The following is a 22,186-nucleotide window of genomic DNA, read 5'->3' as shown; positions in this document are numbered from 1 at the left end:
CGCCTGACTATGGACAGGGGCGAACGTTGATGCAACAGAAAACGACGCGTTAGGCACTTCAGATCAAAAAACTCGGCTTTTGACGTCGTTCCAATCCGCTCCCCATTATGCCCGATTCGCCGCGTCGGCGACAGATGAGTAAATCGATTCAGCCTTGACCGGGCTCGGAGAGTGATTAATTTTGCGCATCGAAATAATGCACCGTTAAATACTAAAGGCGACGGGCAAAAGCAATCTTGGACTGCTATAAAGTTTGATCCAGTCCACAAAAAAGCACCCCGTGGGGTGCTTTTTTAGCGATTTGTGCAGTGCCGGAATTACTGCTGCAATTCCTGCTCGGTGAACAGATCGGCAAACAGCGCAGTGCTGAGATAACGTTCGCCGGAAGAGGGCAGGATAACCACAATGGTCTTGTCGGCGAACGCCGGTTCTTCGGCCAGTTTTACCGCCGCCGCGACCGCTGCGCCGGAGGAGATGCCCGCCAGGATGCCTTCTTCGTCCATCAGACGGCGCGCCATGCTGATGGCTTCGTCGTTGGAGATTTTTTCGACGCGATCCACCAGGTCCAGATCGAGGTTGCCTGGAATGAAGCCGGCGCCGATGCCCTGAATTTTGTGCGGGCCCGGCTTCAGCTCTTCACCGGCCAGCGCCTGGCTGATGACCGGCGAGTCGGTCGGCTCGACCGCCACGGTGGTGATGGCTTTGCCTTTGGTGTTCTTGATGTAGCGGCTGACGCCGGTCAGCGTGCCGCCGGTGCCGACGCCGGAGATGAACACGTCGACTTCCCCGTCAGTGTCTTCCCAGATTTCCGGACCGGTGGTTTTTTCATGGATGGCCGGGTTGGCCGGGTTGCTGAACTGTTGCAGGATCAGGTAACGGTTCGGATCGGTAGCGACGATCTCTTCCGCTTTGGCGATGGCGCCTTTCATGCCTTTCGCCCCTTCGGTCAGCACCAGGTTGGCGCCCAGCGCTTTGAGCAGCTTGCGGCGCTCGATGCTCATGGTTTCCGGCATGGTCAGCGTCAGCTTGTAACCGCGCGCGGCGGCCACGAAGGCCAGCGCGATGCCGGTGTTGCCGCTGGTCGGCTCCACCAGTTCTTTACCGGCGGTCAGCACGCCGCGTTGTTCCGCATCCCAAATCATATTGGCACCGATGCGGCATTTGACGCTGAAGCTCGGGTTGCGTGATTCAACCTTGGCCAGAATGCGTCCGTTGCCGATACGGTTCAGACGAACCAGCGGCGTATGGCCGATTGTTAATGAGTTGTCTTCATATATCTTGCTCATAGCCCGTCCTTTAACTCTATGAAAATGTGGGGAACATCGAAAGCATACGCTAACAGTACCGGCAGGGAAGTAAAGAATTGGTATATCTATATGTTATTAGGAAATAAGTTTTAAGCACAATGATAAGGGCGCGAAATGCGCGCCCTGTCGAAAATTTCCGCGCTATCGGCGGCAAAAAACGGCGGTTATCGGACGAATTGCGAGCGGTAGCGATCGACCCACATCGCGGTGGCGCCGCAGACGGCGACCGGCAGGATCACCAGGTTGAGGATCGGGATCATGGTGAACAGGCTGACCAGCGCGCCGAACTGCAGGTTGTCGGTTTTGTGCTGGCGCAGTGCGCGGCGCATATCGGCAAAGCTCACCTTGTGGTTGTCGAACGGATAGTCGCAATACTGGATCGCCAGCATCCAGGCGCTGAACAGGAACCACAGCACCGGCGCCACCGTTTGACCGATGCCGGGCACGAAGTACAGCGCCAGCAGCAGCAGCGCGCGCGGCAGGTAATACATCAGCTTGCGCCATTCGCGCGCCATGATGCGCGGCAGGTCTTTGGCGATGCCGAGCAGGCCGGTGTCCGGCAGCGGTTTGCCGGTCAGGCTGCCTTCGAGCTGTTCGGCCAGCAGGCCGCAGAACGGGGCGGCGATCAGGTTGGTGAGGGTGCTGAACAGATAGCTGAACACCAGCAGCACCGAAATGACCGCCAGCGGCCACAGCAGGTAGCTCAACCATTGCAGCCAATCGGGAACGTGGCTCATCATCGCCGGGATCCAGTCGCCGAGGCGGCTGAACAGCCACCAGAAAGCGGAGCCCATCAGCAGCACGTTGACCAGCAACGGCAGGACCACATAGCGTTTAATCCCCGGGCGCGAAATCAGGCGCCAGCCTTCGGCGAAATAATGAATGCCGCTGGTGGAACGGGAAGGGGGCTGCGTATAGGACATATCTTAAGTTATCTCGTTGTCTGAACAGGCATCATTATCATATAGGGATGATTTTCCACTGGCTAGGGTAGGGTTGGCTGAAAAACCAGCAGAAAAAGGCAGTATAATCATCTTTATTGGCATAAAGTTCAGCACGGACTTGCACTTGTGTGCGCGGGCAAATAGAGTTAAAGAGTGAATGTTTGCCGCGGTGGCAATGTATTGGAACAACAGAGATAGCAATGATGCAGGATTTGCGTCTGATATTAATCGTTGTTGGCGCGATCGCCATAATAGCGCTGTTATTGCACGGTCTGTGGACCAGTCGCAAAGAACGGTCAGCGCTCTTCCGCGATCGCCCAGCCAAACGTTCCCAAAAGGAACGTGAACAAACTCCGATCGACGATCTCGAAGAAGGCGTCGGTGAGGTGCGCGTACGCGCCGCTCACCCGCAAGACGAGCCGTCATTCGGCCATTTCGATGCCGCACGCGAAGAACCCGTGGCCGCGCCGAAGCCCGCTCCGGCGGCTGCGCCTGCGCCCCGCGCCGTTCAGCCGGCTGCTCATCAGACGCCGCCTCCGCTGTCTCAGCGGCCGGAGTACGATGACATCCTGCTGAACAACTACGCGCCGGACGAAGAACCGGCCGAGCCGCAGCAACCGCAACCGGCCGTGCGCCGCGAGCCGCGCGTTGACGATCTGCCGCATGAACATGAGGCGCCGCTGGCGGCGGAACCGGCATTCCACGCCGAACCCGCCCCGGTGCAGCAAGCGCCGGAAGTGAAGCCAGCGTCGGAACCTGCACCGCAGCCGCAACAGCCGGCCGCTGCGCCAGTACAGGCTAAACTGAAAGAGACCGTGCTGGTGCTGCACGTCGCGGCCCATCAGGGCGGCGTGATCGGCGGCGAAGTGCTGCTGCAGAGCGTGTTGCAGGCGGGCTTCCAGTTTGGCGAGATGGGCATCTTCCACCGCCATATCAGCCCGGCCGGCAGCGGCCCGGTGCTGTTCAGCCTGGCGAACATGGTCAAGCCGGGGTCGTTCGATCCTGACATGATGTCCGATTTCTCCACGCCGGGCGTGTCGATGTTCATGATGGTGCCGTCTTACGGCGACGCCAATCAGAACTTCAAGCTGATGCTGCAGTCGGCGCAGCGCATCGCCGACGACGTGGGCGGTGTGGTGCTGGACGACGAGCGCCGCATGATGACGCCGCAGAAGCTGGAAACCTACAAAGCGCGTATCCGTGAAGTGTTGGAAAACAACGCCTGACCGGGTTGCCGCGCGCACTGAACATCCGTAACAACAAAGCCCCCGCTAGCCGGGGGTTTTTTATCTTTGATGGTGAGCCATGGAATCGATAATCCAACAAATCAATCAACTACGAGCCACATTGCGCCATCATGAATACCAGTATCATGTGCTGGATGCGCCCGAAGTGCCGGATGCGGAATATGACCGCCTGATGCGCGAGCTGCGCGAGCTCGAGAGCGCGCATCCGGAGCTGATCACCGCCGATTCGCCGACCCAGCGCGTGGGCGCGGCGCCACTGGCGGCGTTTGACCAGGTGCGTCACGAAGTGCCGATGCTGTCGCTGGACAACGTGTTCGACGAAGAGAGCTTCCTGGCGTTTTACAAGCGCGTGCAGGACAGGCTCAAGAGCAGCGATCCGCTGACCTTCTGCTGCGAGCTGAAGCTGGACGGCCTGGCGGTCAGCCTGCTGTACGAAGACGGTGAGCTGGTGCGTGCGGCGACGCGCGGCGACGGCACCACCGGCGAGAACATCACCTCCAACGTGCGCACCATTCGCGCCATCCCGCTGCGCCTGACCGGCGACAACATCCCGCGCCGGCTGGAAGTGCGCGGCGAAGTGTTCATGCCGCAGGCCGGGTTTGAACAGATGAACGAAGAGGCACGGCGCAAAGACGGTAAGGTGTTCGCCAATCCGCGCAACGCCGCCGCCGGTTCGCTGCGCCAGCTCGATCCGCGCATTACCGCCAAACGTCCGCTGACCTTCTTTTGCTATGGCGTCGGGCTGCTGGAAGGCGGCGAGCTGCCGCGCAGCCACTTTGAACGCCTGATGCAGTTCAAGGCCTGGGGCCTGCCGGTCAGCGATCGCGCCCAGCGCCGCACCGGCAGCGAGGAAGTGCTGGCGTTCTATCGCCAGGTCGAGCGGGACCGCGCACAGCTCGGTTTCGATATTGACGGCGTGGTGATCAAGATTGACGACATCGATCTGCAGGAAACGCTGGGCTTCGTGGCGCGTGCGCCGCGCTGGGCGACGGCGTTCAAATTCCCGGCGCAGGAGCAGATCACCGTGGTGCGCGAAGTGGAGTTTCAGGTTGGCCGCACCGGCGCGATTACGCCGGTGGCGCGCCTTGAGCCGGTGCTGGTGGCCGGGGTGACCGTCAGCAACGCCACCTTGCACAACGCCGATGAAATTGAGCGGTTGGGGCTGCGCATCGGCGATACGGTGATCGTGCGCCGCGCCGGCGACGTGATCCCGCAGGTGGTGGGCGTGCTGGAAGACCGTCGGCCGCAGGATGCGCGCGAAGTGGTGTTCCCGCTGCACTGCCCGGTGTGCGGTTCCGACGTTGAGCGCGTGGAAGGCGAGGCCGTGGCGCGTTGCACCGGCGGTCTTATCTGCGGCGCGCAGCGCAAAGAGGCGTTGAAGCATTTCGTTTCCCGCCGCGCGCTGGACGTTGAAGGCATGGGCGACAAGATCATCGAGCAGCTGGTGGACAAGGAGTACGTGAAGAACCCGGCCGATCTGTTCCGGCTGTCCGCCGGCATTCTGACCGGCCTGGATCGCATGGGGCCGAAATCGGCGCAGAATCTGGTCAACGCGCTGGAGAAATCCAAGCAGACCACCTTCGCTCGCTTCCTGTATGCGCTCGGCATTCGCGAGGTCGGCGAAGCGACCGCCGCCAACCTGGCGGCGCATTTCGGATCGCTCGAGAAGCTGTTCGCCGCCGACATCGAGGCGCTGAAAGAGGTGCCGGACGTCGGCGAAGTGGTGGCCAAACATACGCGCAACTTCCTCGATGAAGCGCTCAATCAGCAGGTGATCAACGAGCTGGTGGGCGCCGAGATCGGCATCCACTGGCCGGCGCCGGTGGTGGTGGCGGCGGAAGAGATAGACAGTCCGTTCGCCGGCAAAACCGTGGTGCTGACCGGCTCGCTGAGCCAGCTGTCGCGCGACGAAGCCAAAGATCGCCTGACGGCGCTGGGCGCCAAGGTCAGCGGCAGCGTGTCGAAGAAAACCGATCTGGTGATCGCCGGCGAGGCGGCCGGCTCCAAGCTGGCGAAGGCGCAGGAGCTGGGTATCGCCGTGATCGACGAAGCGGAAATGATCCGCCTGCTGGGTGACTGATGGAAAAGGAAAACCTGCTGGAGATCGCCAACACCGTGATACCGTTCGGCAAGTACCAGGGGCGGGTGCTGATCGACCTGCCCGAAGAGTACCTGCTGTGGTTCGCCCGTAAGGGCGAATTCCCCAAAGGCAAGCTCGGCATGCTGATGGAGATGACGCTGGCGATTAAAATCGAAGGGCTTGACCACCTGGTCAAGCCGCTGAAGAAAAGCTGAACTGACGGGCCTTGGCCCGTCTTTTTTTACCCGCGCGACGCCTGCGCGTTGGGCACCGCCTGTTGCGCCCGCTGCTTGCGCTGATACCTTTTCGCCAATACCGCACAGGTCATCAGCTGCACCTGATGGAACACCATCAGCGGCAGCACCATGATCCCCACCGTCGCCGCCGGGAACAGGATATTGGCCATCGGAATGCCGTTCGCCAGGCTCTTCTTCGAACCGCAGAATACGATGGTGATCTCGTCCGCTTTGCTGAACCCCAGCCAGCGCGCCATGTAAGTGTTCACCACCAGCACGATCGCCAGCAGCACGATGCTGCCGCCGACGATAAACGCCAGTGAGCCCATCCCTACCTGATGCCAGATGCCGTGCGTCACCGCCTCGCTGAAGGCGGCGTACACCACCAGCAGAATTGAAGTCTGATCGGTTTTACCGATAAGCGGCCGATGGTGTTCGATCCAGCCGCCGATCAGCGGCCGCAGCAGGTGACCGGCGACGAACGGCACCAGCAGCTGCAGCACGATCGAACCGACCTGCCGCAGGCCGCCGGTATCGCCGTGCACATTCATCAACAAGCCGACCAACAGCGGCGACACGAAGATCCCGAGCAGGCTGGAGGCGGAAGCGCTGCATACCGCCGCCGCGACGTTGCCGCCCGCCAGCGAGGTGAAGGCGATGGCCGATTGCACGGTGGCCGGCAGGATGCACAGGTAGATGAAACCGGCGTACAGCTCGGGGCTGACGTCGATCGGCGCCCACCAGGCAAACAGCACGCCCAGCGCCGGAAAAATGATGAAGGTGCTGCACATCACCCACAGATGCAGCCGCCAGTTGTTGCTGCCGGCCAGGATGGCCTCGCGCGACAGCTTGGCGCCGTGCATGAAGAACAGCAGGGCGATGGCGGCGATGGTCAGGGCGTTGAGCCAGCCGACGAACTCGCCGCGCGCCGGCAGGAACGACGCCAGCAGCACGGTAGCGATCAGCGTCAGGGTAAAACGATCGGGCAGAAATCTCATGGCGGTGCGCTCAGGGTCGAAAATCGATAGGGCTATTCTCCCGCGCGGACATATAATAATTAAATTGATTTATTTAATTCATATATGAATAAAACACATGAATTACTCACTCAAACAGCTGCGGGTGTTCGTCGCCATCGCCCGCCACGGCAGCTTCAGCCGCGCCGGTGAGGCGATCGGCCTGACGCAATCGGCGGTCAGCCACAGCGTGAAAGAGCTGGAAGCGGAGGTCGGCGTGCGGCTGCTGGATCGCACCACGCGTGAAGTGGTGTTGACCGACGCCGGTCTGCGGTTGGCCAACCGGGTCGAGCGGCTGCTGGACGAACTGCAGGCCGCTTTGCTGGATGCGCGCAGCTTTGGCGTACAGCGCAGCGGCACGGTGCGGGTGGCGACGAGCCAAACCATTTCCGCCCATCTGATGCCGCAGTGCATCGCCGCCGGCGAGCGTGAATACCCGGAGATCCGCATCATGCTGCGCGATCAGGCGCAGCAGCAGGTGCTGCACAGCGTGCGCAACGCCGAGGTGGATTTCGGCATCGTGGTCGACCCGGTACAGGCGGTGGATCTGGAGTGCGAAGCGGTGCTGCATGAACCTTTCCTGTTGCTGTGCCGCGACGATCATCCGTTCGCTGCGCAGCAGGCGGTGCGTTGGTCGGCGTTGAACGGTTGCCGCCTGGTGTTGCAGGATTATGCGTCGGGCAGCCGGCCGCTGATCGACAGTGCGCTGAGACAGCAGGGCGTGGAGGCGCAGGTGGTGCAGGAAATCGGCCATCCGGCCACGCTGTTCCCGATGGTGGCGGAGGGGATTGGCATCAGCATTTTCCCGGCGTTGGCGCTGCCGTTGCCGGAAGGGGGGCGGCTCCGGGTGCGGCGGCTGGTGCCGGAAATTAACCGCGCGCTGATGCTGGTGCGGCGCAAGAACCGCTCACTGACGCCGGCGGCGGAGGCCATCTGGCAGGTGGCGCGTCAGCAGGCGGCGCTGCTGCAACAGCGCCGGCGGGAAAACGCGGCATATTGACTCAGATATAGACGTCCACCGCGTTGAGCGGCGTTGGGCGGTTTACGCCGTCGCCGGATTTCGCCGCGGCTTTTTCCATTTGCTCCTGCTGCTGCTTTTCCATTTCTTCTTTCTGGATGCGCGCGATCTCGGCCTGCAACATCTTGATCTGCGCTTCGATCAGCTGTTTCTGCTTTTCGATCTCTTTGGGATCGGCGTCGGAATCCTTCAGTTCCACCAGCTTTTGCTGCAGCGCCTGAATCTGCCGGTTCAGCGCCTTGATGCGCGCCGAAGCGCGGCTTTCATTGAGGTTAACCGGTTCGTCATTGCCGTTGGCGCGTTCGTTTTTCTCCATCTTGCCGCCTTGCGGCTGGTTGTTGACCGGTTTGGCCATCAGCAATTCGCCCTGATGGCCCGGCGCGCTGAAGACGTTGCTGACGCCGGGGACGGTATTCTTGATCGGTACGATCATGGTGATGGTGGTCGACATGGTTGCTCTCCCTGAGTCTGGATCTCGCTGTTCAGGGTATCGGCAGCGGCGGCTAAATCTTTACCTGCTGCAGACGCGGCCAGCGCAGCAGCCAGCCTTTGTCGACCACGCGCTGGGCATAGGCCGTGCGATCGCCATTTTTCACGTTGAAGGTAATGGTGTCGTTGAACAGCGCCGCGAGCCCGAAAGGGGCGACCAGCGTGATGCTGTCGTCGGCGTTCAGGCGTGCGCCGATCGCCGTTTCCACTTCGGTCCAGAAGCTGATGGCCTCTTCGCTGTTGCGGTAGGGCGCGCGGCCGCTGCGCAGGTGCATGCGCGCCTGGTTCTTGACCGACCACGGCTGCGGCAGCCACTGCTGCAGCCGCGCCTCCAGCATGCGATCGCGTTCGGCGTCCGCCCGCTCCGCATCGAAGTGGATCACGTCGATATCGTTGAGCGGCGTGGGCTCCGCATAGCCGTGGCGCCGATCCCACACCAGGTTGCGCACAAAGCCGGCGCCGAGGCACCAGTCATTCAGGCCGAGCCGGCGCACGGTGCGCAGGGCGGCCATGCGCGCGCTATCTTGTTGCAGCCAGTCGATAATTTGCCGTTGCGGATCCATCACCCCTCCTGTTTTCGCGGCTACTGTAACCCGAAGCGGCGGCGGGTGAAATGGGGGGATGCGCGATGGCGGCGATAGCAGGCAAATTAATTTTCTTGCTTCACTGACTACACTTGGTGCAGGGCTTTTATCTCGTCACTCAGGGCAAGGGAGGGGGCTATGTATCAGGCAACGTTGGGCCAACGCGGCTATCGCTTCGGCGGCCTGCGCCAGCTGATGGCGAAAGCTTCGCCGGCGCGTTCCGGCGATTATCTGGCGGAGGTGGCGGCGGAAAGCGCCGAAGAGCGCATGGCGGCGCGCATCGCGCTGGCGGATGTGCCGCTCAAGACGTTCCTGCAGCAGCCGCTGGTGCCGTACGAGCAGGACGAGGTGACGCGCCTGATCATCGACAGCCACGACGCCGCCGCCTTTGAGCCCATCTCGCACCTCACGATCGGCGATTTTCGCGACTGGTTGCTGAGCGAGCAGGCGGACAGCGCCATGCTGGCGCAGGTGGCCGCCGGCATTACGCCGGAGATGGCGGCGGCGGTAAGCAAGATCATGCGCAATCAGGATCTGATCCTGGTGGCGAAGAAATGCCGGGTGGTGACGCGCTTTCGCAATACGATTGGCCTGCCGGGCCACCTCAGCGTGCGGCTGCAGCCCAATCACCCGACCGACAGCCTGCAAGGCATCGCCGCCAGCATGCTGGACGGTTTGCTGTACGGCAGCGGCGACGCGGTGGTCGGCATCAATCCGGCCAGCGACAGCCTGCCGCTGCTGGAAAAACTCAACTACATGCTGGACGACGTGATCCAGCGCTTCGCCATACCCACCCAATCCTGCGTGCTGACCCACGTGACCAACACGCTGCGGCTGATGGAGCGCGGCGCGCCGGTGGATCTGGTGTTTCAGTCGATCGCCGGTACCGAAGCGGCCAATCGCGGTTTCGGCATCAGTCTGGCGCTGCTGGCGGAAGCGCAGCAGGCGGCGCTGAGCCTCAAGCGCGGCACGTTGGGCGATAACGTGATGTACTTCGAAACCGGGCAGGGCAGTTGCCTGTCGGCTAACGCGCATCACGGCGTCGATCAGCAGACCTGCGAGGCGCGCGCCTATGCGGTGGCGCGGCATTTCTCACCGCTGCTGATCAACACCGTGGTGGGGTTTATCGGCCCTGAATACCTGTATGACGGCAAACAAATTATCCGCGCCGGGCTGGAGGATCACTTCTGCGGCAAGCTGCTCGGCCTGCCGCTGGGCTGCGATGTCTGTTACACCAACCATGCCGAGGCCGATCAGGATGATATGGACACGCTGCTGACGCTGTTGGCCGCCGCCGGGCTGACGTTCCTGATCGGCGTGCCGGGCGCGGACGACATCATGCTCAATTACCAAAGCACCTCGTTCCACGACGCGCTCTATATCCGTGAACTGCTGGGGCTGAAGCACGCGCCGGAGTTCGCCGCCTGGCTGGCGGCGATGAACATCACCGATGAACGCGGACGGCTGCGCGACGCCGCCGCCAATCACCCGCTGTTGCTGGCGCTGCAGGGAGAACGGACATGAGCAAACCGGTTCACGTCAACAGCTGGGACGCGCTGCGCGCCTTTACCGACGCGCGCATCGCGCTGGGGCGCACCGGCGCCAGTCTGCCGACCGACGAGCTGCTGCGCTTCGGCCTGGCCCATGCCCAGGCGCGCGACGCGGTGCATCAGCCATTCGAGAGCGAACGGCTGGCGGCGGATCTGCACGATGCCGGTTGGCCCACGCTAGCGGTGCACAGCCAGGCCGTTGACCGCGCCGCCTATCTGCGCCGACCGGATCTGGGGCGGCGATTGGCGCCGGACAGCCGCAGCCTGCTGCTCGGCTCACCATCGCGCCGTGTCGATCTGCTGCTGGTGGTGGCGGACGGCCTCTCCTCCAAGGCGGTGCACCGTCAGGCGCTGCCGCTGCCGCTGCTGCAGGCGCTGCGACCTTATCTCGATACGCTGGGATTGAGCGTGACGCCGGTGGTGCTGGCGCATCAGGCGCGGGTGGCGCTGGGGGATGAGATCGGCGAATGCCTGCAGGCCCGGGCGGTGGCGGTGCTGATCGGCGAACGGCCGGGGCTGTCGTCGCCGGACAGCCTGGGGATTTATCTGACCTGGGAGCCGAACGCGCGCAGAAGGGACTCAGAGCGCAACTGCATCTCCAATGTGCGGCCGGAGGGGCTGGATTATCCGCAGGCGGCGTTCAAATTGGCCTGGTTGCTGGAACAGGCGTGCCGGCGAAGGCTGACCGGCGTCGAACTGAAAGACGAGAGCGACAACCCGGCGCTGCGCGGCCGCGTCATCCCGCTTTACGCCCAGTTGGGCGGTTGACCGATGGTTTGCTGCAGCAGGGCGGTGAAGGCCGCCAGGCGGGCGGACACTTTCGCCACCGGCCGCAGCAGATAGATGCCTTGCTGTTCATGGCGCGGATCTTCCAGCATCTGCACCAGCCGCCCATGCTGCACGTCCGGCCCCACCACCCAGTTGGGCAGAAAGGCGATGCCGAGGCCGAGCAGCGCCGCCTGACGCTGCGCGGTGAAGTCATCGCAACGCAGCGCCATGGTGCAGCGGTTCATCAACGCCGCGTCGAGGATCTGCGCCCAGCAGGCCGGCTGTTGTTTGTGGTAGCGGGCGATCAGCCGGTGCTGCGGCAGCGCTTCCAGATCGCTCGGCAGGCCATAGCGGGCGACGTAGCCGGGGCTGGCGCACATCACCCAGCGTTGGGTGGCGATGCGGCTGGCGTACAGCGCGCTGTCCTTCTGCTCGCCGATGCGGATGGCGGCGTCCAGCCGTTCCTGGGTCGGATCGGTCTGGCGTTCGGTCAGATCGAGATCGACCCACAGCTGAGGGTAACGTTCCGCCAGCGTCGGCAGCAGCGGCAGCACATAGGTTTTGCCGAAGGTCGGCAGGCAGCTGATGCGCAGCGTGCCCTGCGGCGTTTCGTTCAGCGCGTTCAACTCGGCGCGAATGCCGGTAATGTCCGTCATCAGCGCGGCGGCGCGTGCCAGCAGCAGCTCGCCGGCGTCGGTCAGCAACAGGCCGCGGGTGGAGCGCACGAACAGCGTCGCGCCGAGCGCGCTTTCCAGCGCATCGATATGGCGCACCAGCGAAGAAGGCACCATACCCAGCTGGCGTGCGGCGGCGGAAAAGCTGCCCAGGCGAGCCACGTCGAGAAAGATTGGCAGATGTTCTACATAGCGGGCGTCATTCATTTTTGCATTATATGCAAAAGCGTTTCTTATGAATACCCGCTTCTCTGTTGGCGATGCTGCGGCTACTCTGATTGCGGGTTGACGACGGGCTTCAGCGTCGCCGCATCCCGGCCGTATAGAGAAAAAACGCATAAACCTCGCGGCGTTTAGCACCAAATAACAGATGTTTTTCCCAGGCTGCCTCAGCCGCCTGTGGCGTTGATTGTCGCTCCAACACCAGATTAACCGTTCAATTTGATATCCGACTCAACCTCAATGATTAGTGAGTCTTTACTTTCACTTATCTTCCTGTTGTTTCTGGATATCGGCCGGCCAGCCGTGCCGGTTTTTTTGTCGCCTCAGGCTGAATCGTTCCAACTGATGAACGCGCCTGAGGGACATCTTGGCCCGCCGTCGGCGGGTCTTTTGAACGCGTGGAACCGCAGTTCCGCGCTGGTGGAGGAGTCAGCATGAACGAAAAACACGGGTGTTCCTGTGCGCGCCATTTGGCGCAGGGTTTCGCCAGGCAGTCGATCAACGCCGGGGAGGGCGAAATCTATCAAATCTCGCTGATGAGCGCGCTCATCGACGGGGTTTATGAAGGGGAGACCACCATCGCCGAATTGCTGAAACACGGCGATTTCGGCCTCGGCACCTTCAATCATCTGGATGGCGAACTGATCGCGTTCGATCAGGAAATACACCAGCTGCGCGCCGACGGCAGCGCCCGCCCGGCCGGTTTGCAACAGAAAACCCCTTTCGCCGTCGTCACCTTTTTCCAGCCCAGCGTCAGCCAGCAATTCGATCGGCCGATCACCAAGGCGCAACTGCACCAATGCATCGATGAACAGGTCGCCTCGCCGAACCTGTTCTGCGCGGTGCGGGTCGACGGTGAGTTCAGCCATGTAGAAACCCGCACCGTGCCGCGTCAGGAACGGCCTTACCGCCCAATGCTGGAAGCGATAGAAGAGCAGCCGACCTTCTCGTTCCATCAGCGGCGCGGCACGCTGGTCGGCTTCCGCTCGCCCGATTACATGCAGGGCATCGGCGTGGCCGGCTATCACGAACACTTCGTTACCGACGACCGCAGCGGCGGCGGCCACGTGCTGGATTACCAGCTCGATCATGGCCGCCTGCAGTTCGGCGTCATCACCCGTCTCAATCTTCAGTTGCCGCATGATGCGGATTTCTTGCGCGCCAACCTCTGTCCAGAGGATTTGGATCGCGCAATTCGTTCCGCCGAGGGCTAATCCCGGCGATCGTTTTCTTAGGAGGTGGAACCATGGCACAGGAAAAAACAGGCAATGACTGGCAATGCGGCGCCGACTTGGTGGTGAAAAACCTGGAAGCGCAGGGCGTCAAACACGTTTTCGGCATTCCGGGCGCCAAGATCGACCGGGTGTTCGATTCGTTGGAAGATGCGCCGTCGATCGAAACGGTGGTGGTGCGCCATGAGGCCAACGCGGCCTTTATGGCGGCGGCGGTCGGCCGCCTGACCGGCAAGGCGGGGGTGGCGCTGGTCACCTCCGGGCCGGGCAGCTCCAACCTGATCACCGGGCTGGCAACCGCCACCTCGGAAGGGGATGCGGTGGTGGCCTTCGGCGGCGCGGTGAAGCGCGCCGACAGCCTGAAGCAGACGCACCAGAGCATGGATACCGTCAGCATGTTCCGGCCGGTGACCAAGTACTGCGCCGAAGTGCATGCCGGTTCGGCGATTTCCGAGGTGATCGCCAACGCCTTCCGCCGCGCCGAGTTCGGCCGGCCGGGGGCGTCGTTCGTCAGCCTGCCGATGGATATCGTCAATGAGCCGGTCACGGCGCCGGTGCTGGCGGGCTGCCGCTTGCCGCGCATGGGGGCCGCGGCGGCGGACGACATTCAGGCGGCGGTGAAACTGATCCGCCAGGCCAAATGCCCGGTGCTGTTGCTGGGCTTGCAGGCCAGCCGGCCGGAGAACAGCGAGGCGGTGCGCCATCTGCTGTACCGCACCCATATGCCGGTGGTCGGCACCTATCAGGCGGCGGGGGTGATTGACGTCAATCACTTTGCCCGCTTCGCCGGCCGCGTCGGCCTGTTCAACAACCAGCCGGCCGATCAGCTGTTGCAAAAGGCCGATCTGGTGGTCAGCGTCGGCTACGATCCGATCGAATACGATCCGTGCATGTGGAACAGCCACGGGCGGCTGAAGCTGGTGCATATCGACGTGCTGCCGGCGGACATCGATACCTGCTATCGGCCGGACGTCGAGCTGGTGGGCAACATCAGCGCCACGCTGAACATGATGACCGAAGCGTTCAATGAGGCGGTCTGCGTTCCGGCGGAGGTGGAACTGATCCTGACCGATCTCGGCCGCCAGCGCGCCGAATTGGCGGAACGCGCCGCGCGCCGCGGCGGCATGCCGATCCATCCGTTGCGCATCGTCAAGGAGCTGCAGGACATCGTCAGCGACGACGTGACGCTGTGCGTGGACATGGGCAGTTTCCACATCTGGATAGCCCGCTATCTTTACAGCTTCCGCGCTCGACAGCTGTTGATCTCCAACGGCCAGCAAACCATGGGGGTAGCGCTGCCGTGGGCCATTGGCGCGGCGCTGGTGCGCCCCGGCGATAAGGTGGTGTCAATCTCCGGCGACGGCGGCTTCATGCAGTCGAGCATGGAGCTGGAGACCGCGGTGCGGCTGAAAAACAACATTGTGCACGTGATCTGGGTCGATAACGCTTACAACATGGTGGAAATGCAGGAAGTGAACAAATACCAGCGCAAATCCGGCGTGGAGTTCGGGCCGATCGACTTCAAGGCCTACGCGGAATCCTGCGGCGCGGTCGGTTTCGCCGTGCAGTCGGTGGAAGATCTGCGGCCGATGCTGCGCAAGGCGATGGAGATCCAGGGGCCGGTGGTGGTGGCCATTCCGGTCGACTACGCCGATAACTATAAGCTGATGGCGCAGATGAACTTCAGCCAGATGATTTAATTTCATCATCCTCGCGCCGTTTCACCGGGGCAGGCCGCTTGCGCGCCTGCCCGTTTTTATGCGCGGAATTTGTCCTTTACATCGCTAACTGCATGATTTATTGCTATCCGTTCGGCTGTTTTTTCACCACTGGGGATAGCGCAATGAAAAGAAAAGCAATAACGATCGGGCTGCTGGCGTTGGCGATTACCGGCGGCGCGCGGGCCAATACGCTGGTCTACTGTTCCGAAGGCTCGCCGGAAGGCTTCAACCCGCAGCTGTTCACCTCCGGCACCACGGTAGACGCCAGTTCGGCGGCGATCTACAACCGGCTGGTGGATTTCAAACCCGGCACCGTCGAGCTGCAACCCAGCCTGGCGGAAAGCTGGGAGGTGAGCGAAGACGGCAAGCGCTATACCTTCCATCTGCGCAAGGGCGTGGCATTCCAGAGCAATAAATATTTCACGCCCACCCGCGATTTCAACGCCGATGACGTCATCTTCTCGTTTATGCGCCAGAAGGACGCCAACAACCCGTATCACAAGGTCTCCAACGGCGCCTACACCAACTTCGAGTCGATGGAGTTCGGCACGCTGATCGACCGGATCGTCAAGGTGGATGAGCACACCGTGCGCTTTGAGCTCTCCCGCGCCGAGGCGCCGTTCGTCGCCGATCTGGGCATGTATTTCGCCACCATTTTATCGGCGGAATATGCCGACGCGATGCTGAAGGCCGGCACGCCGCAGCGGGTGGACAACGATCCGATCGGCACCGGGCCGTTCCAGCTGGTGCAGTACCAGAAGGACGCGAAAATCCTCTACAAGACGTTCGACCGCTACTGGGAAGGCAAGCCGAAGCTTGATCGGCTGGTGTTCTCGATCACGCCGGATGCGGCGGTGCGTTACGCCAAGCTGCAAAAGAACGAATGCCAGGTGATGCCGTTCCCCAATCCGGCGGATCTGGCGCGCATGCGGCAGGACGGCAACATTCAGGTAATGGAAAAATCCGGCTTGAATATCGGTTTCCTGGCGTTCAACACCCAGAAGAAACCGTTGGATAACGTTAAGGTGCGCCAGGCGTTGGCGCTGGCGGTCAACAAGCCGGCGATCATCGACGCGGTGTTCCACGGCGCCGGTCAGCCTGCCAAAAATCTTCTGCCGCCGGCCCAATGGGGCAGCAACGCGCAGCTTGAAGACTACCCGTATTCACCGGAGCGGGCGAAGCAGCTGTTGCAGGAGGCCGGGCTGGGGCAGGGCTTCGACATCGATCTGTGGGCGATGCCGGTGCAGCGGCCCTATAATCCCAACGCCAAGCGGATGGCGGAGATGATCCAGGCCGATTGGGCTAAAATCGGCGTGCGCGCCAAAATCGTCACCTTCGAGTGGGGAGAGTATTTACAGCGGATTAAAAACGGCGAACACCAGACCGCGCTGATGGGCTGGACCACCGCCAACGGCGATCCGGACAACTTCTTCGGCCCGCTGTTCACCTGCGCTTCGCTCGGCGGTTCGAACTCGGCGAAATGGTGCTATAAACCGTTCGACCAGCTGATCCTGCAGGCGCGCGAGGAGAACGATCACGCCAAACGGGTGGCGATGTATCAGCAGGCGCAGGTGATAATGCACGATCAGATGCCGGCGTTGATGATTGCGCACTCGACCATCTTCGAACCGGTGCGCAAGGAAGTGAAAGGCTACGAGATAGACCCGTTCGGCAAACACATTTTCAAACAGGTGTCGCTGGAGAAGTAACGACAAGGCCGGGATAACCCGGCCTTTTTCATGCCTGCGGCGCGTCGCAGTGGTAGCGGCCGCGCGGGATCACCAGCGGCGTGTGGGACAGCGGATCGTCGATGATCATGCACGGCATGCCGAACACCCGCTCCACCAGTTCGGCGGTAATGATCTCCGCCGGTTTCCCTTCCGCCACGATCTTGCCGTCGCGCATGGCGATGATGTGATCGGCATAACGGCAGGCGTGGTTGAGATCGTGCAGCACCGCGATCAGGGTTTGACCGCGCTCGCGGTTGAGCTGGCGGAACAGATCCAGCAGCTCGATCTGGTGCGCGATGTCCAGATACGTCGTCGGTTCATCCAGCAGCAGCAGCGGCGTTTGCTGCGCCAACGCCATCGCTACCCAGACGCGCTGACGCTGCCCGCCGGACAGCTCGTCAACGCTGCGATCCGCCAGTTGGCTGACGTTGGTGGCCGCCATGGCGGCTTCCACCGCCTGTTTGTCGGCCTGTGTCCACTGTTTCAGCAGGCTCTGGTGCGGATAGCGGCCGCGCGACACCAGGTCCGCCACGGTGATGCTGTCCGGTGCGATCGAGGTTTGCGGCAGCAGGCCAAGCTCGCGCGCCAGCGCCTTGGTGGCGAAACTGCTGATGTTCTTGCCGTCCAGCATCACCTCGCCGGCGCTGGGTTTCAGCAGGCGGCACAGGGCGCGCAACAGCGTCGATTTGCCACAGGCGTTCGGCCCGACGATCACCGTAAAGGCGCCGTCGGGGATCGCCACGCTCAGATCGTCAGCGATGATTTTATTGTCGTAGCCCAGCTTCAGGTGCGAGGCGTGCAGGCGGTGGCTCATGGCATTATCACTCTTCATTATCTATCTGCGGGCCTCACGGATGAGCAGCCAAATCAGGTACAGGCCGCCGATGCAGACGGTCACGATCCCGACCGGCAGTTGGATCGGCGCGAAAAGATGTTGGGACACCACGTCGGCGCCGAGCAGCAGCGCCGCGCCCATCAGCGCCGAGGACGTCAGGGTGACCGAGGATTGCCCGGCCAAGCGGCGGGCGATTTGCGGCGCCGCCAGCGCGATAAAGGAAATCGGCCCGGCGGTGGCGGTGACGGCGGCGGTGAGGGTGACGCCGAACAGCATCAGCCACAGCCGGCTGCCTTCGGCGTTCACGCCCAGCGCGCGCGCCGTGTCGTCGCCCATTTCCAGCAGCTGCAGCCGTTTGCCCATCAACAGCGCGGCCGCGGCCGCCAGCAGGATGAACGCCGTGGCGGGCTGGGCTTTCTGCCAGGTCATGCCGTTGAGCGAGCCGGCCTGCCACATGGCGGCGTCCATGGCGCGCTCGAGCGAGGCGGTGATGATCAGCCAGGTATTGGTGGAGACCAGCACCGCGCTGATGGCGATGCCGACGATGATCAGCCGGAAGCCGGCGATGCCTTGCCGCCAGGCCAGCAGGTAGATGGCCAGCGCGGCGAGAATGCCGCCGGCCAACGCGCCGCCGGCGATGTAGTAATAGCCGCCGTTGAACAGGGTGATGGCGATCAGCGCGCCGGTGTAAGCCCCCATGTTAAAGCCAATCACGTCCGGGCTGCCGAGCGGGTTGCGGATAATCGACTGGAAGATGGCGCCGCTCATGCCGAGCGCGGCGCCTAACAGCAGCGCCATGGCGATGCGCGGCAAGCGCCATTGGGTGACCACGGTGACCAGGTTTTTCGGCGCCTCGCCGGTCAGCGCGGCAAAAACCTGCTCCAGCGAAAGTTGCAGCGTGCCGTAGCACAGGGCGGCGACGGCCATCGCCAGACACAGCGCCAACAGTGAAAGGTTGACCAGCAGCAGGCGCAGCGGCAGGCGCCCGTTGATGACGCCGTCCGGGCGGCCGATATGCAGCGTGTGCGGCAGACTCATCACAGACCCCCCAGCGTTTTCTTGCGGCGCACCAGCCAGATCAGCACCGGCGCGCCGATGAAGGCCGCCACGATGGAAACCCGCAGCTCACCGGCCGCAAGCAAGCGGCCGACCACGTCGGCGCACAGCAGTAAAATCGGCGCCAGCAGCATGGAGTAGGGCAGGATCCAGCGTTGGTCGGGGCCGACCCACCAGCGGGCGATATGCGGCACCATCAGGCCGATGAAACTGATCGGGCCGACGGTGGCGGTCGCCGCGCCGCACAGCAGCGTAATGGCGATCACTGCGATCGCCTGAGTCAGCACTACGCGCGCGCCGAGCGCGATAGCCAGATCTTCCCCCATGCCGATGGTATTCAGCGGCCGGGCGATGAGCAGCGTCAGCAGGCAGCCGAGCAAAATGGCGGGGGCGGTCACCGGCAGGGTGGCCAGCGTGCGGATATCCAGCGTGCCGGCCTGCCAGAAGCGCAGTTGGTCGAAGGTTTGCGGATCGATCAGCGACAGCCCGGTAGTGATGCCGACCAGCACCGCGCCGATCGCCACGCCGGCCAGCGTCAGCCGCACCGGGTTGATGCGCCCGCCCGCCAGCGTGCCGATCAGGTAGACCAGCAGGGTGGTGAGGGCCGCGCCGACAAAGGCGTAGGCCATATAGCTTTCGGTGGTGGCGGCGCCGAAAAACATGATGCCGATGACCACGGCGAAGCTGGCGCCGGCGTTGATGCCGAGCACGCCGGGATCGGCCAGCGGATTGCGCGTCAGCGCCTGAATCAGCGCGCCGGCGGCGCCGAGCGCCATACCGGCCAAAATGCCCGCCAGCGTACGGGGCACCCGGGCGTTAAGAATGATGGTGCTGTCGGAGCCACTCGCGGCGCCCTGTAGGCTGAGCCAGACGGTATGGAAGGGGATGGCTTTGGAACCCAGCATCAGGCTGGCAATGATGCACAGCAACAACAACGCCAAGCCGATACCGAACCCGGCGATGCGTTTGAAGCCACTGGCGTAAGCTGCGTGCGGTGCGGACGAAAGCGTCCGCTCAGTCGGAGTGGGTACGTTCACACCGGTAACTCCTTTATGATTTTTATTCTCATTGTTATTTGCGTTCGTGAAGGGCGCCAATAGTAACACGAGTTTACGCCCGCATGCACCCGCCGGTTGGTGGCGAAGGCGCGTGGACGATGTTAATAACTATTGATATTTCAATTGATTGAATGTGAATGGTTGCCCCGTTTGCGAAAAGCGTCGGCAGGGGACTGGCCTGCCGACGGCGTGATTCAGGGCTTTTTGAACAGCCGTTCGATTTGGTTCAGCATGTTGGTGGCGCTGTAGTAATCGAGGCGGAAGGTATCGTTGCCGACGGCGTAGACGTGCCGCTGTTCCACCGGCTCCAGATGTTTGAGGAACGGGTTGGCCAGCACCTCTTGCACTTTGCGCTCATTGGTGGCGAACAGGATCAGGGTTTTGCCGTTCAGGCCTTCGGCCATTTTTTCGCCGGAGATCTGGATGATGTCATGGCGTTTACCCATGCTGGCGTTGCCTTTGGCGCTTTCCGGCGGGGTAGCCAGCTGGAAGCCGAGCTGGGTCAGCAGCTTGCCTTGGGCGGAGCCCGGCGTCCACAGCATGGCTTCGCGGCCGTTGTCGGCATATACCAGCGGCGTGGTCGGCTGCGGCGGCAGGGTAATCGCCTGCTTCACTTGTTCCACGCGCTGCTCGAAACGATCTTCCGCCTGTTTGGCGCCGGCTTCGTGACCGGTGATTTCACCGAGCTCGCTGGCCAGCTGTTGCCAGCTTTTGTCGCCGTAATCGAGCACCAGCGTCGGCGCAATGGCGGACAGCTGATCGTACAGTTTCAGCGCCGAATCACCGCCGGTCGAGGCGACGACGATCAAATCCGGGGCGGCGGCGGCGACGGCTTCGGCATTGGGTTCCACCTGATACAGCCGTTCGACGTGGCGTTGTTTGGCCACTTCGCTCCATTGGGTAAAGAAGCCTTGTTGATCGGCCACCAGGGGATTTGGACTGGTGGCGGCGCTGGCGACCACCGGTGCGTCGATAGCCAGTAACGTGCCGGTGATGGTGACGCTGGTGGATACGATGCGCTGCGGCGGTTTTTCCAGCGTGAACTTCCCTTTGGCGCTATCGATGGTGCGCGGCCAACTGCTGTCGGCAGCGGAGGCGGACGGTTTCTGCCCGTCGCTCTTGTCGTCCGGGCCGCAACCGCTGAGCAGCAAGGCCGCGGCGGCAATAACTGAAATGAACAGCTGACGTAAGGATAGGGTCATGAGCGGGCTCTTTCTTTCCTTGAACTAAGGCGTATCAATCCGCGTGCGGATTGCTGGGGAGTGTTATGCCCGCTAATTTACCATTCAAGCCGTCAAAATGATAACCATTCGTATCTCGTGTTTCCCAGGCAACCGCAGGCAGCTTTAACGAGGCCTGTCCATAATAGAGAGATGATAGAAGTTTCCTGTTTCGACTTAATCGATTAAGAGGGGGCGTATGGTTCGGGATGTTGAGTTTCGAACGGATCCTCATCCGGCTTTTCCTGTGTTGAACGAGCTATGGTTATCCGCTTGGGGAGAACCGCTACCGGCTGACATGCCGGCGATATTATCCCGCAGTTTGGCCCATATCGGCGCTTACGCAGAAGATGTGATGATTGGATTTGTGAATGTGGCTTGGGACGGTGGCAAGCACGCGTTTATTTTAGATACCTGCGTCCATCGTCATTATCAACGGCAGGGGGTGGCGACCGGGCTGGTTCAAGCGGCGATAGCGATCGCAAAAATGCGTGGAGCAAGCTGGCTGCACGTCGATTACGAACCCCATCTGGCCGGTTTTTATTGCGGGTGCGGTTTTCGCCCTACCGCTGCAGGTTTAATTGATCTGACAAAGGGCCATGGCGGATGAGTGTTCACTGACGAGAGATAAAGAGGGCTGTATAATACGGTCTTTAGAAACGAAAAAAGCGCCAAAAGGCGCTTTTTTCTGAATTGGTGGGTCGTGCAGGATTCGAACCTGCGACCAATTGATTAAAAGTCAACTGCTCTACCAACTGAGCTAACGACCCGCAGAAGTGGTGGGTGATGACGGGCTCGAACCGCCGACCCCCTCCGTGTAAAGGAGATGCTCTACCAACTGAGCTAATCACCCACTTCAGGACTTCCAGGCACTGCTAAACGAGAGAATGATGGTGGGTGATGACGGGCTCGAACCGCCGACCCCCTCCGTGTAAAGGAGATGCTCTACCAACTGAGCTAATCACCCTCATTCGTTCTCATTTTTCTCAACAAGATGGTGGGCGATGACGGGCTCGAACCGCCGACCCCCTCCGTGTAAAGGAGATGCTCTACCAACTGAGCTAATCGCCCCGTCTTGTTGGAGTCGCATTATAGGGATAGTTCAAAGTGAGTCAACGGTTTTTAAAATGATTTCAATCGTTCGCCGCAAATTTAGGCAGGGCGCGATAATTATCGCCAACGGCGCCGATTCTTTGCGC

Annotated in this window: 20 protein-coding genes and 4 tRNA genes; 10 read left to right on the top strand and 14 right to left on the bottom strand. The window is 61.9% G+C overall.

What is annotated here, in order from left to right; translation table 11 throughout:
* Positions 1-317 precede the first annotated feature (317 nt).
* Both cysK and cysZ read right to left on the bottom strand, forming a co-directional pair.
* Entirely contained in the window at positions 318-1,286 is a 969-nt protein-coding gene (gene cysK, locus ACMGG9_RS16960; protein WP_016926786.1) for a cysteine synthase A, read from the bottom strand.
* A gap of 185 nt (positions 1,287-1,471) precedes the next feature.
* The gene (gene cysZ, locus ACMGG9_RS16955; protein WP_033643961.1) at positions 1,472-2,230 is read right to left on the bottom strand and encodes a sulfate transporter CysZ; all 759 of its coding nucleotides are present in this window, start codon (positions 2,228-2,230) and stop codon (positions 1,472-1,474) included.
* 221 nt (positions 2,231-2,451) lie between these two features.
* Between cysZ and zipA the strand changes: the two genes are divergently transcribed.
* The 3 genes from zipA to ACMGG9_RS16940 all read left to right on the top strand — a co-directional run bounded on the left by zipA (position 2,452) and on the right by ACMGG9_RS16940 (position 5,793).
* Positions 2,452-3,477: a cell division protein ZipA gene (gene zipA, locus ACMGG9_RS16950; RefSeq protein ID WP_047025265.1), complete on the top strand. Its 1,026-nt coding sequence runs from the start codon at positions 2,452-2,454 to the stop codon at positions 3,475-3,477.
* Positions 3,478-3,556: 79 nt separating this feature from the next.
* Complete coding sequence (gene ligA / locus ACMGG9_RS16945) at positions 3,557-5,578, top strand: NAD-dependent DNA ligase LigA (RefSeq protein ID WP_197665923.1); 2,022 nt, start codon at positions 3,557-3,559, stop codon at positions 5,576-5,578.
* The gene (locus ACMGG9_RS16940) at positions 5,578-5,793 is read left to right on the top strand and encodes a DUF3820 family protein (RefSeq protein ID WP_172755763.1); all 216 of its coding nucleotides are present in this window, start codon (positions 5,578-5,580) and stop codon (positions 5,791-5,793) included. The genes ligA and ACMGG9_RS16940 overlap by 1 nt, the downstream gene beginning before the upstream one ends.
* Before the next feature lie 26 nt (positions 5,794-5,819).
* On the opposite strand, the gene ACMGG9_RS16935 is transcribed toward ACMGG9_RS16940, so the two are convergent.
* A complete protein-coding gene (locus ACMGG9_RS16935; protein ID WP_033643958.1) occupies positions 5,820-6,812 on the bottom strand; it encodes a bile acid:sodium symporter family protein in 993 nt (330 codons plus the stop codon).
* A 97-nt stretch (positions 6,813-6,909) separates the two neighbouring features.
* Between ACMGG9_RS16935 and ACMGG9_RS16930 the strand changes: the two genes are divergently transcribed.
* Positions 6,910-7,830 carry a LysR family transcriptional regulator gene (locus ACMGG9_RS16930; protein WP_033643957.1) on the top strand — a complete coding sequence of 307 codons (921 nt, stop codon included), beginning with the start codon at positions 6,910-6,912 and terminating at the stop codon, positions 7,828-7,830.
* A gap of 1 nt (position 7,831) precedes the next feature.
* On the opposite strand, the gene ACMGG9_RS16925 is transcribed toward ACMGG9_RS16930, so the two are convergent.
* Together ACMGG9_RS16925 and ACMGG9_RS16920 are read right to left on the bottom strand one after the other, a co-directional pair.
* Positions 7,832-8,299, bottom strand: coding sequence for a FlxA-like family protein (locus tag ACMGG9_RS16925; RefSeq protein WP_021505617.1), 468 nt, complete (start codon positions 8,297-8,299; stop codon positions 7,832-7,834).
* A 52-nt stretch (positions 8,300-8,351) separates the two neighbouring features.
* Positions 8,352-8,900, bottom strand: coding sequence for a nucleotidyltransferase family protein (locus tag ACMGG9_RS16920; protein ID WP_033652553.1), 549 nt, complete (start codon positions 8,898-8,900; stop codon positions 8,352-8,354).
* A gap of 159 nt (positions 8,901-9,059) precedes the next feature.
* Here ACMGG9_RS16920 and ACMGG9_RS16915 point away from each other — a divergent pair, with 159 nt between their 5' ends.
* Both ACMGG9_RS16915 and eutC read left to right on the top strand, forming a co-directional pair.
* Positions 9,060-10,445 (top strand): ethanolamine ammonia-lyase subunit EutB, encoded by a 1,386-nt coding sequence (locus tag ACMGG9_RS16915; protein ID WP_042785150.1) that lies wholly within the window; start codon positions 9,060-9,062, stop codon positions 10,443-10,445.
* Positions 10,442-11,239, top strand: a complete 798-nt coding sequence (gene eutC, locus ACMGG9_RS16910) for an ethanolamine ammonia-lyase subunit EutC (RefSeq protein WP_414161581.1) — start codon at positions 10,442-10,444, stop codon at positions 11,237-11,239. Before ACMGG9_RS16915 ends, eutC begins: the two co-directional genes overlap by 4 nt.
* Here eutC and ACMGG9_RS16905 read toward each other — a convergent pair.
* The gene (locus ACMGG9_RS16905; protein ID WP_033652550.1) at positions 11,218-12,120 is read right to left on the bottom strand and encodes a LysR family transcriptional regulator; all 903 of its coding nucleotides are present in this window, start codon (positions 12,118-12,120) and stop codon (positions 11,218-11,220) included. The two genes, eutC and ACMGG9_RS16905, sit on opposite strands and share 22 nt — an antisense overlap.
* 449 nt (positions 12,121-12,569) lie before the next feature.
* Here ACMGG9_RS16905 and budA point away from each other — a divergent pair, with 449 nt between their 5' ends.
* From budA to ACMGG9_RS16890, 3 genes are all read left to right on the top strand, one after another.
* Entirely contained in the window at positions 12,570-13,349 is a 780-nt protein-coding gene (gene budA / locus ACMGG9_RS16900) for an acetolactate decarboxylase (protein WP_033643951.1), read from the top strand.
* Positions 13,350-13,381: 32 nt separating this feature from the next.
* Entirely contained in the window at positions 13,382-15,067 is a 1,686-nt protein-coding gene (alsS, locus tag ACMGG9_RS16895) for an acetolactate synthase AlsS (protein ID WP_033643950.1), read from the top strand.
* Between the two features lie 143 nt (positions 15,068-15,210).
* Positions 15,211-16,797 (top strand): ABC transporter substrate-binding protein, encoded by a 1,587-nt coding sequence (locus tag ACMGG9_RS16890; protein ID WP_342185064.1) that lies wholly within the window; start codon positions 15,211-15,213, stop codon positions 16,795-16,797.
* A 28-nt stretch (positions 16,798-16,825) separates the two neighbouring features.
* Here ACMGG9_RS16890 and ACMGG9_RS16885 read toward each other — a convergent pair whose 3' ends face one another.
* The 4 genes from ACMGG9_RS16885 to fepB all read right to left on the bottom strand — a co-directional run bounded on the left by ACMGG9_RS16885 (position 16,826) and on the right by fepB (position 20,969).
* The gene (locus ACMGG9_RS16885; RefSeq protein WP_004936408.1) at positions 16,826-17,632 is read right to left on the bottom strand and encodes an ABC transporter ATP-binding protein; all 807 of its coding nucleotides are present in this window, start codon (positions 17,630-17,632) and stop codon (positions 16,826-16,828) included.
* Between the two features lie 21 nt (positions 17,633-17,653).
* Positions 17,654-18,691: an iron-enterobactin ABC transporter permease gene (fepG, locus tag ACMGG9_RS16880; RefSeq protein ID WP_033652548.1), complete on the bottom strand. Its 1,038-nt coding sequence runs from the start codon at positions 18,689-18,691 to the stop codon at positions 17,654-17,656.
* Complete coding sequence (fepD, locus tag ACMGG9_RS16875) at positions 18,691-19,746, bottom strand: Fe(3+)-siderophore ABC transporter permease (RefSeq protein WP_033652547.1); 1,056 nt, start codon at positions 19,744-19,746, stop codon at positions 18,691-18,693. Before fepD ends, fepG begins: the two co-directional genes overlap by 1 nt.
* Before the next feature lie 215 nt (positions 19,747-19,961).
* Positions 19,962-20,969, bottom strand: coding sequence for a Fe2+-enterobactin ABC transporter substrate-binding protein (gene fepB / locus ACMGG9_RS16870; protein ID WP_197849890.1), 1,008 nt, complete (start codon positions 20,967-20,969; stop codon positions 19,962-19,964).
* Positions 20,970-21,186: 217 nt separating this feature from the next.
* On the opposite strand from fepB, the gene ACMGG9_RS16865 reads away from it, so the two are divergent.
* Positions 21,187-21,597 carry a GNAT family N-acetyltransferase gene (locus ACMGG9_RS16865; RefSeq protein WP_071997822.1) on the top strand — a complete coding sequence of 137 codons (411 nt, stop codon included), beginning with the start codon at positions 21,187-21,189 and terminating at the stop codon, positions 21,595-21,597.
* Positions 21,598-21,681: 84 nt separating this feature from the next.
* Here the strand turns inward: ACMGG9_RS16865 and ACMGG9_RS16860 are convergent.
* The 4 genes from ACMGG9_RS16860 to ACMGG9_RS16845 form a co-directional block, all read right to left on the bottom strand.
* Positions 21,682-21,757, bottom strand: a tRNA-Lys gene (locus ACMGG9_RS16860).
* Between the two features lie 7 nt (positions 21,758-21,764).
* Positions 21,765-21,840: transfer RNA gene (locus ACMGG9_RS16855), tRNA-Val, on the bottom strand.
* 38 nt (positions 21,841-21,878) lie between these two features.
* A tRNA-Val gene (locus ACMGG9_RS16850) sits at positions 21,879-21,954 on the bottom strand.
* Positions 21,955-21,982: 28 nt separating this feature from the next.
* A tRNA-Val gene (locus ACMGG9_RS16845) sits at positions 21,983-22,058 on the bottom strand.
* Between the last annotated feature and the right edge of the window lie 128 nt (positions 22,059-22,186).

This window comes from Serratia sp. BNK-10 (assembly GCF_047456065.1).
GTDB lineage: Bacteria > Pseudomonadota > Gammaproteobacteria > Enterobacterales > Enterobacteriaceae > Serratia > Serratia ureilytica.
This window is presented reverse-complemented; position numbering and strand designations above follow the sequence as displayed.

What these genes read in the sequence shown, in the direction of transcription:
- cysK (WP_016926786.1), bottom strand. Translation starts at nt 1,286, where the DNA reads ATGAGCAAGATATATGAAGACAACTCATTAACAATCGGCCATACGCCG.
- cysZ (WP_033643961.1), bottom strand. Translation starts at nt 2,230, where the DNA reads ATGTCCTATACGCAGCCCCCTTCCCGTTCCACCAGCGGCATTCATTAT.
- zipA (WP_047025265.1), top strand. Translation starts at nt 2,452, where the DNA reads ATGATGCAGGATTTGCGTCTGATATTAATCGTTGTTGGCGCGATCGCC.
- ligA (WP_197665923.1), top strand. Translation starts at nt 3,557, where the DNA reads ATGGAATCGATAATCCAACAAATCAATCAACTACGAGCCACATTGCGC.
- ACMGG9_RS16940 (WP_172755763.1), top strand. Translation starts at nt 5,578, where the DNA reads ATGGAAAAGGAAAACCTGCTGGAGATCGCCAACACCGTGATACCGTTC.
- ACMGG9_RS16935 (WP_033643958.1), bottom strand. Translation starts at nt 6,812, where the DNA reads ATGAGATTTCTGCCCGATCGTTTTACCCTGACGCTGATCGCTACCGTG.
- ACMGG9_RS16930 (WP_033643957.1), top strand. Translation starts at nt 6,910, where the DNA reads ATGAATTACTCACTCAAACAGCTGCGGGTGTTCGTCGCCATCGCCCGC.
- ACMGG9_RS16925 (WP_021505617.1), bottom strand. Translation starts at nt 8,299, where the DNA reads ATGTCGACCACCATCACCATGATCGTACCGATCAAGAATACCGTCCCC.
- ACMGG9_RS16920 (WP_033652553.1), bottom strand. Translation starts at nt 8,900, where the DNA reads ATGGATCCGCAACGGCAAATTATCGACTGGCTGCAACAAGATAGCGCG.
- ACMGG9_RS16915 (WP_042785150.1), top strand. Translation starts at nt 9,060, where the DNA reads ATGTATCAGGCAACGTTGGGCCAACGCGGCTATCGCTTCGGCGGCCTG.
- eutC (WP_414161581.1), top strand. Translation starts at nt 10,442, where the DNA reads ATGAGCAAACCGGTTCACGTCAACAGCTGGGACGCGCTGCGCGCCTTT.
- ACMGG9_RS16905 (WP_033652550.1), bottom strand. Translation starts at nt 12,120, where the DNA reads ATGAATGACGCCCGCTATGTAGAACATCTGCCAATCTTTCTCGACGTG.
- budA (WP_033643951.1), top strand. Translation starts at nt 12,570, where the DNA reads ATGAACGAAAAACACGGGTGTTCCTGTGCGCGCCATTTGGCGCAGGGT.
- alsS (WP_033643950.1), top strand. Translation starts at nt 13,382, where the DNA reads ATGGCACAGGAAAAAACAGGCAATGACTGGCAATGCGGCGCCGACTTG.
- ACMGG9_RS16890 (WP_342185064.1), top strand. Translation starts at nt 15,211, where the DNA reads ATGAAAAGAAAAGCAATAACGATCGGGCTGCTGGCGTTGGCGATTACC.
- ACMGG9_RS16885 (WP_004936408.1), bottom strand. Translation starts at nt 17,632, where the DNA reads ATGAGCCACCGCCTGCACGCCTCGCACCTGAAGCTGGGCTACGACAAT.
- fepG (WP_033652548.1), bottom strand. Translation starts at nt 18,691, where the DNA reads ATGAGTCTGCCGCACACGCTGCATATCGGCCGCCCGGACGGCGTCATC.
- fepB (WP_197849890.1), bottom strand. Translation starts at nt 20,969, where the DNA reads ATGACCCTATCCTTACGTCAGCTGTTCATTTCAGTTATTGCCGCCGCG.
- ACMGG9_RS16865 (WP_071997822.1), top strand. Translation starts at nt 21,187, where the DNA reads ATGGTTCGGGATGTTGAGTTTCGAACGGATCCTCATCCGGCTTTTCCT.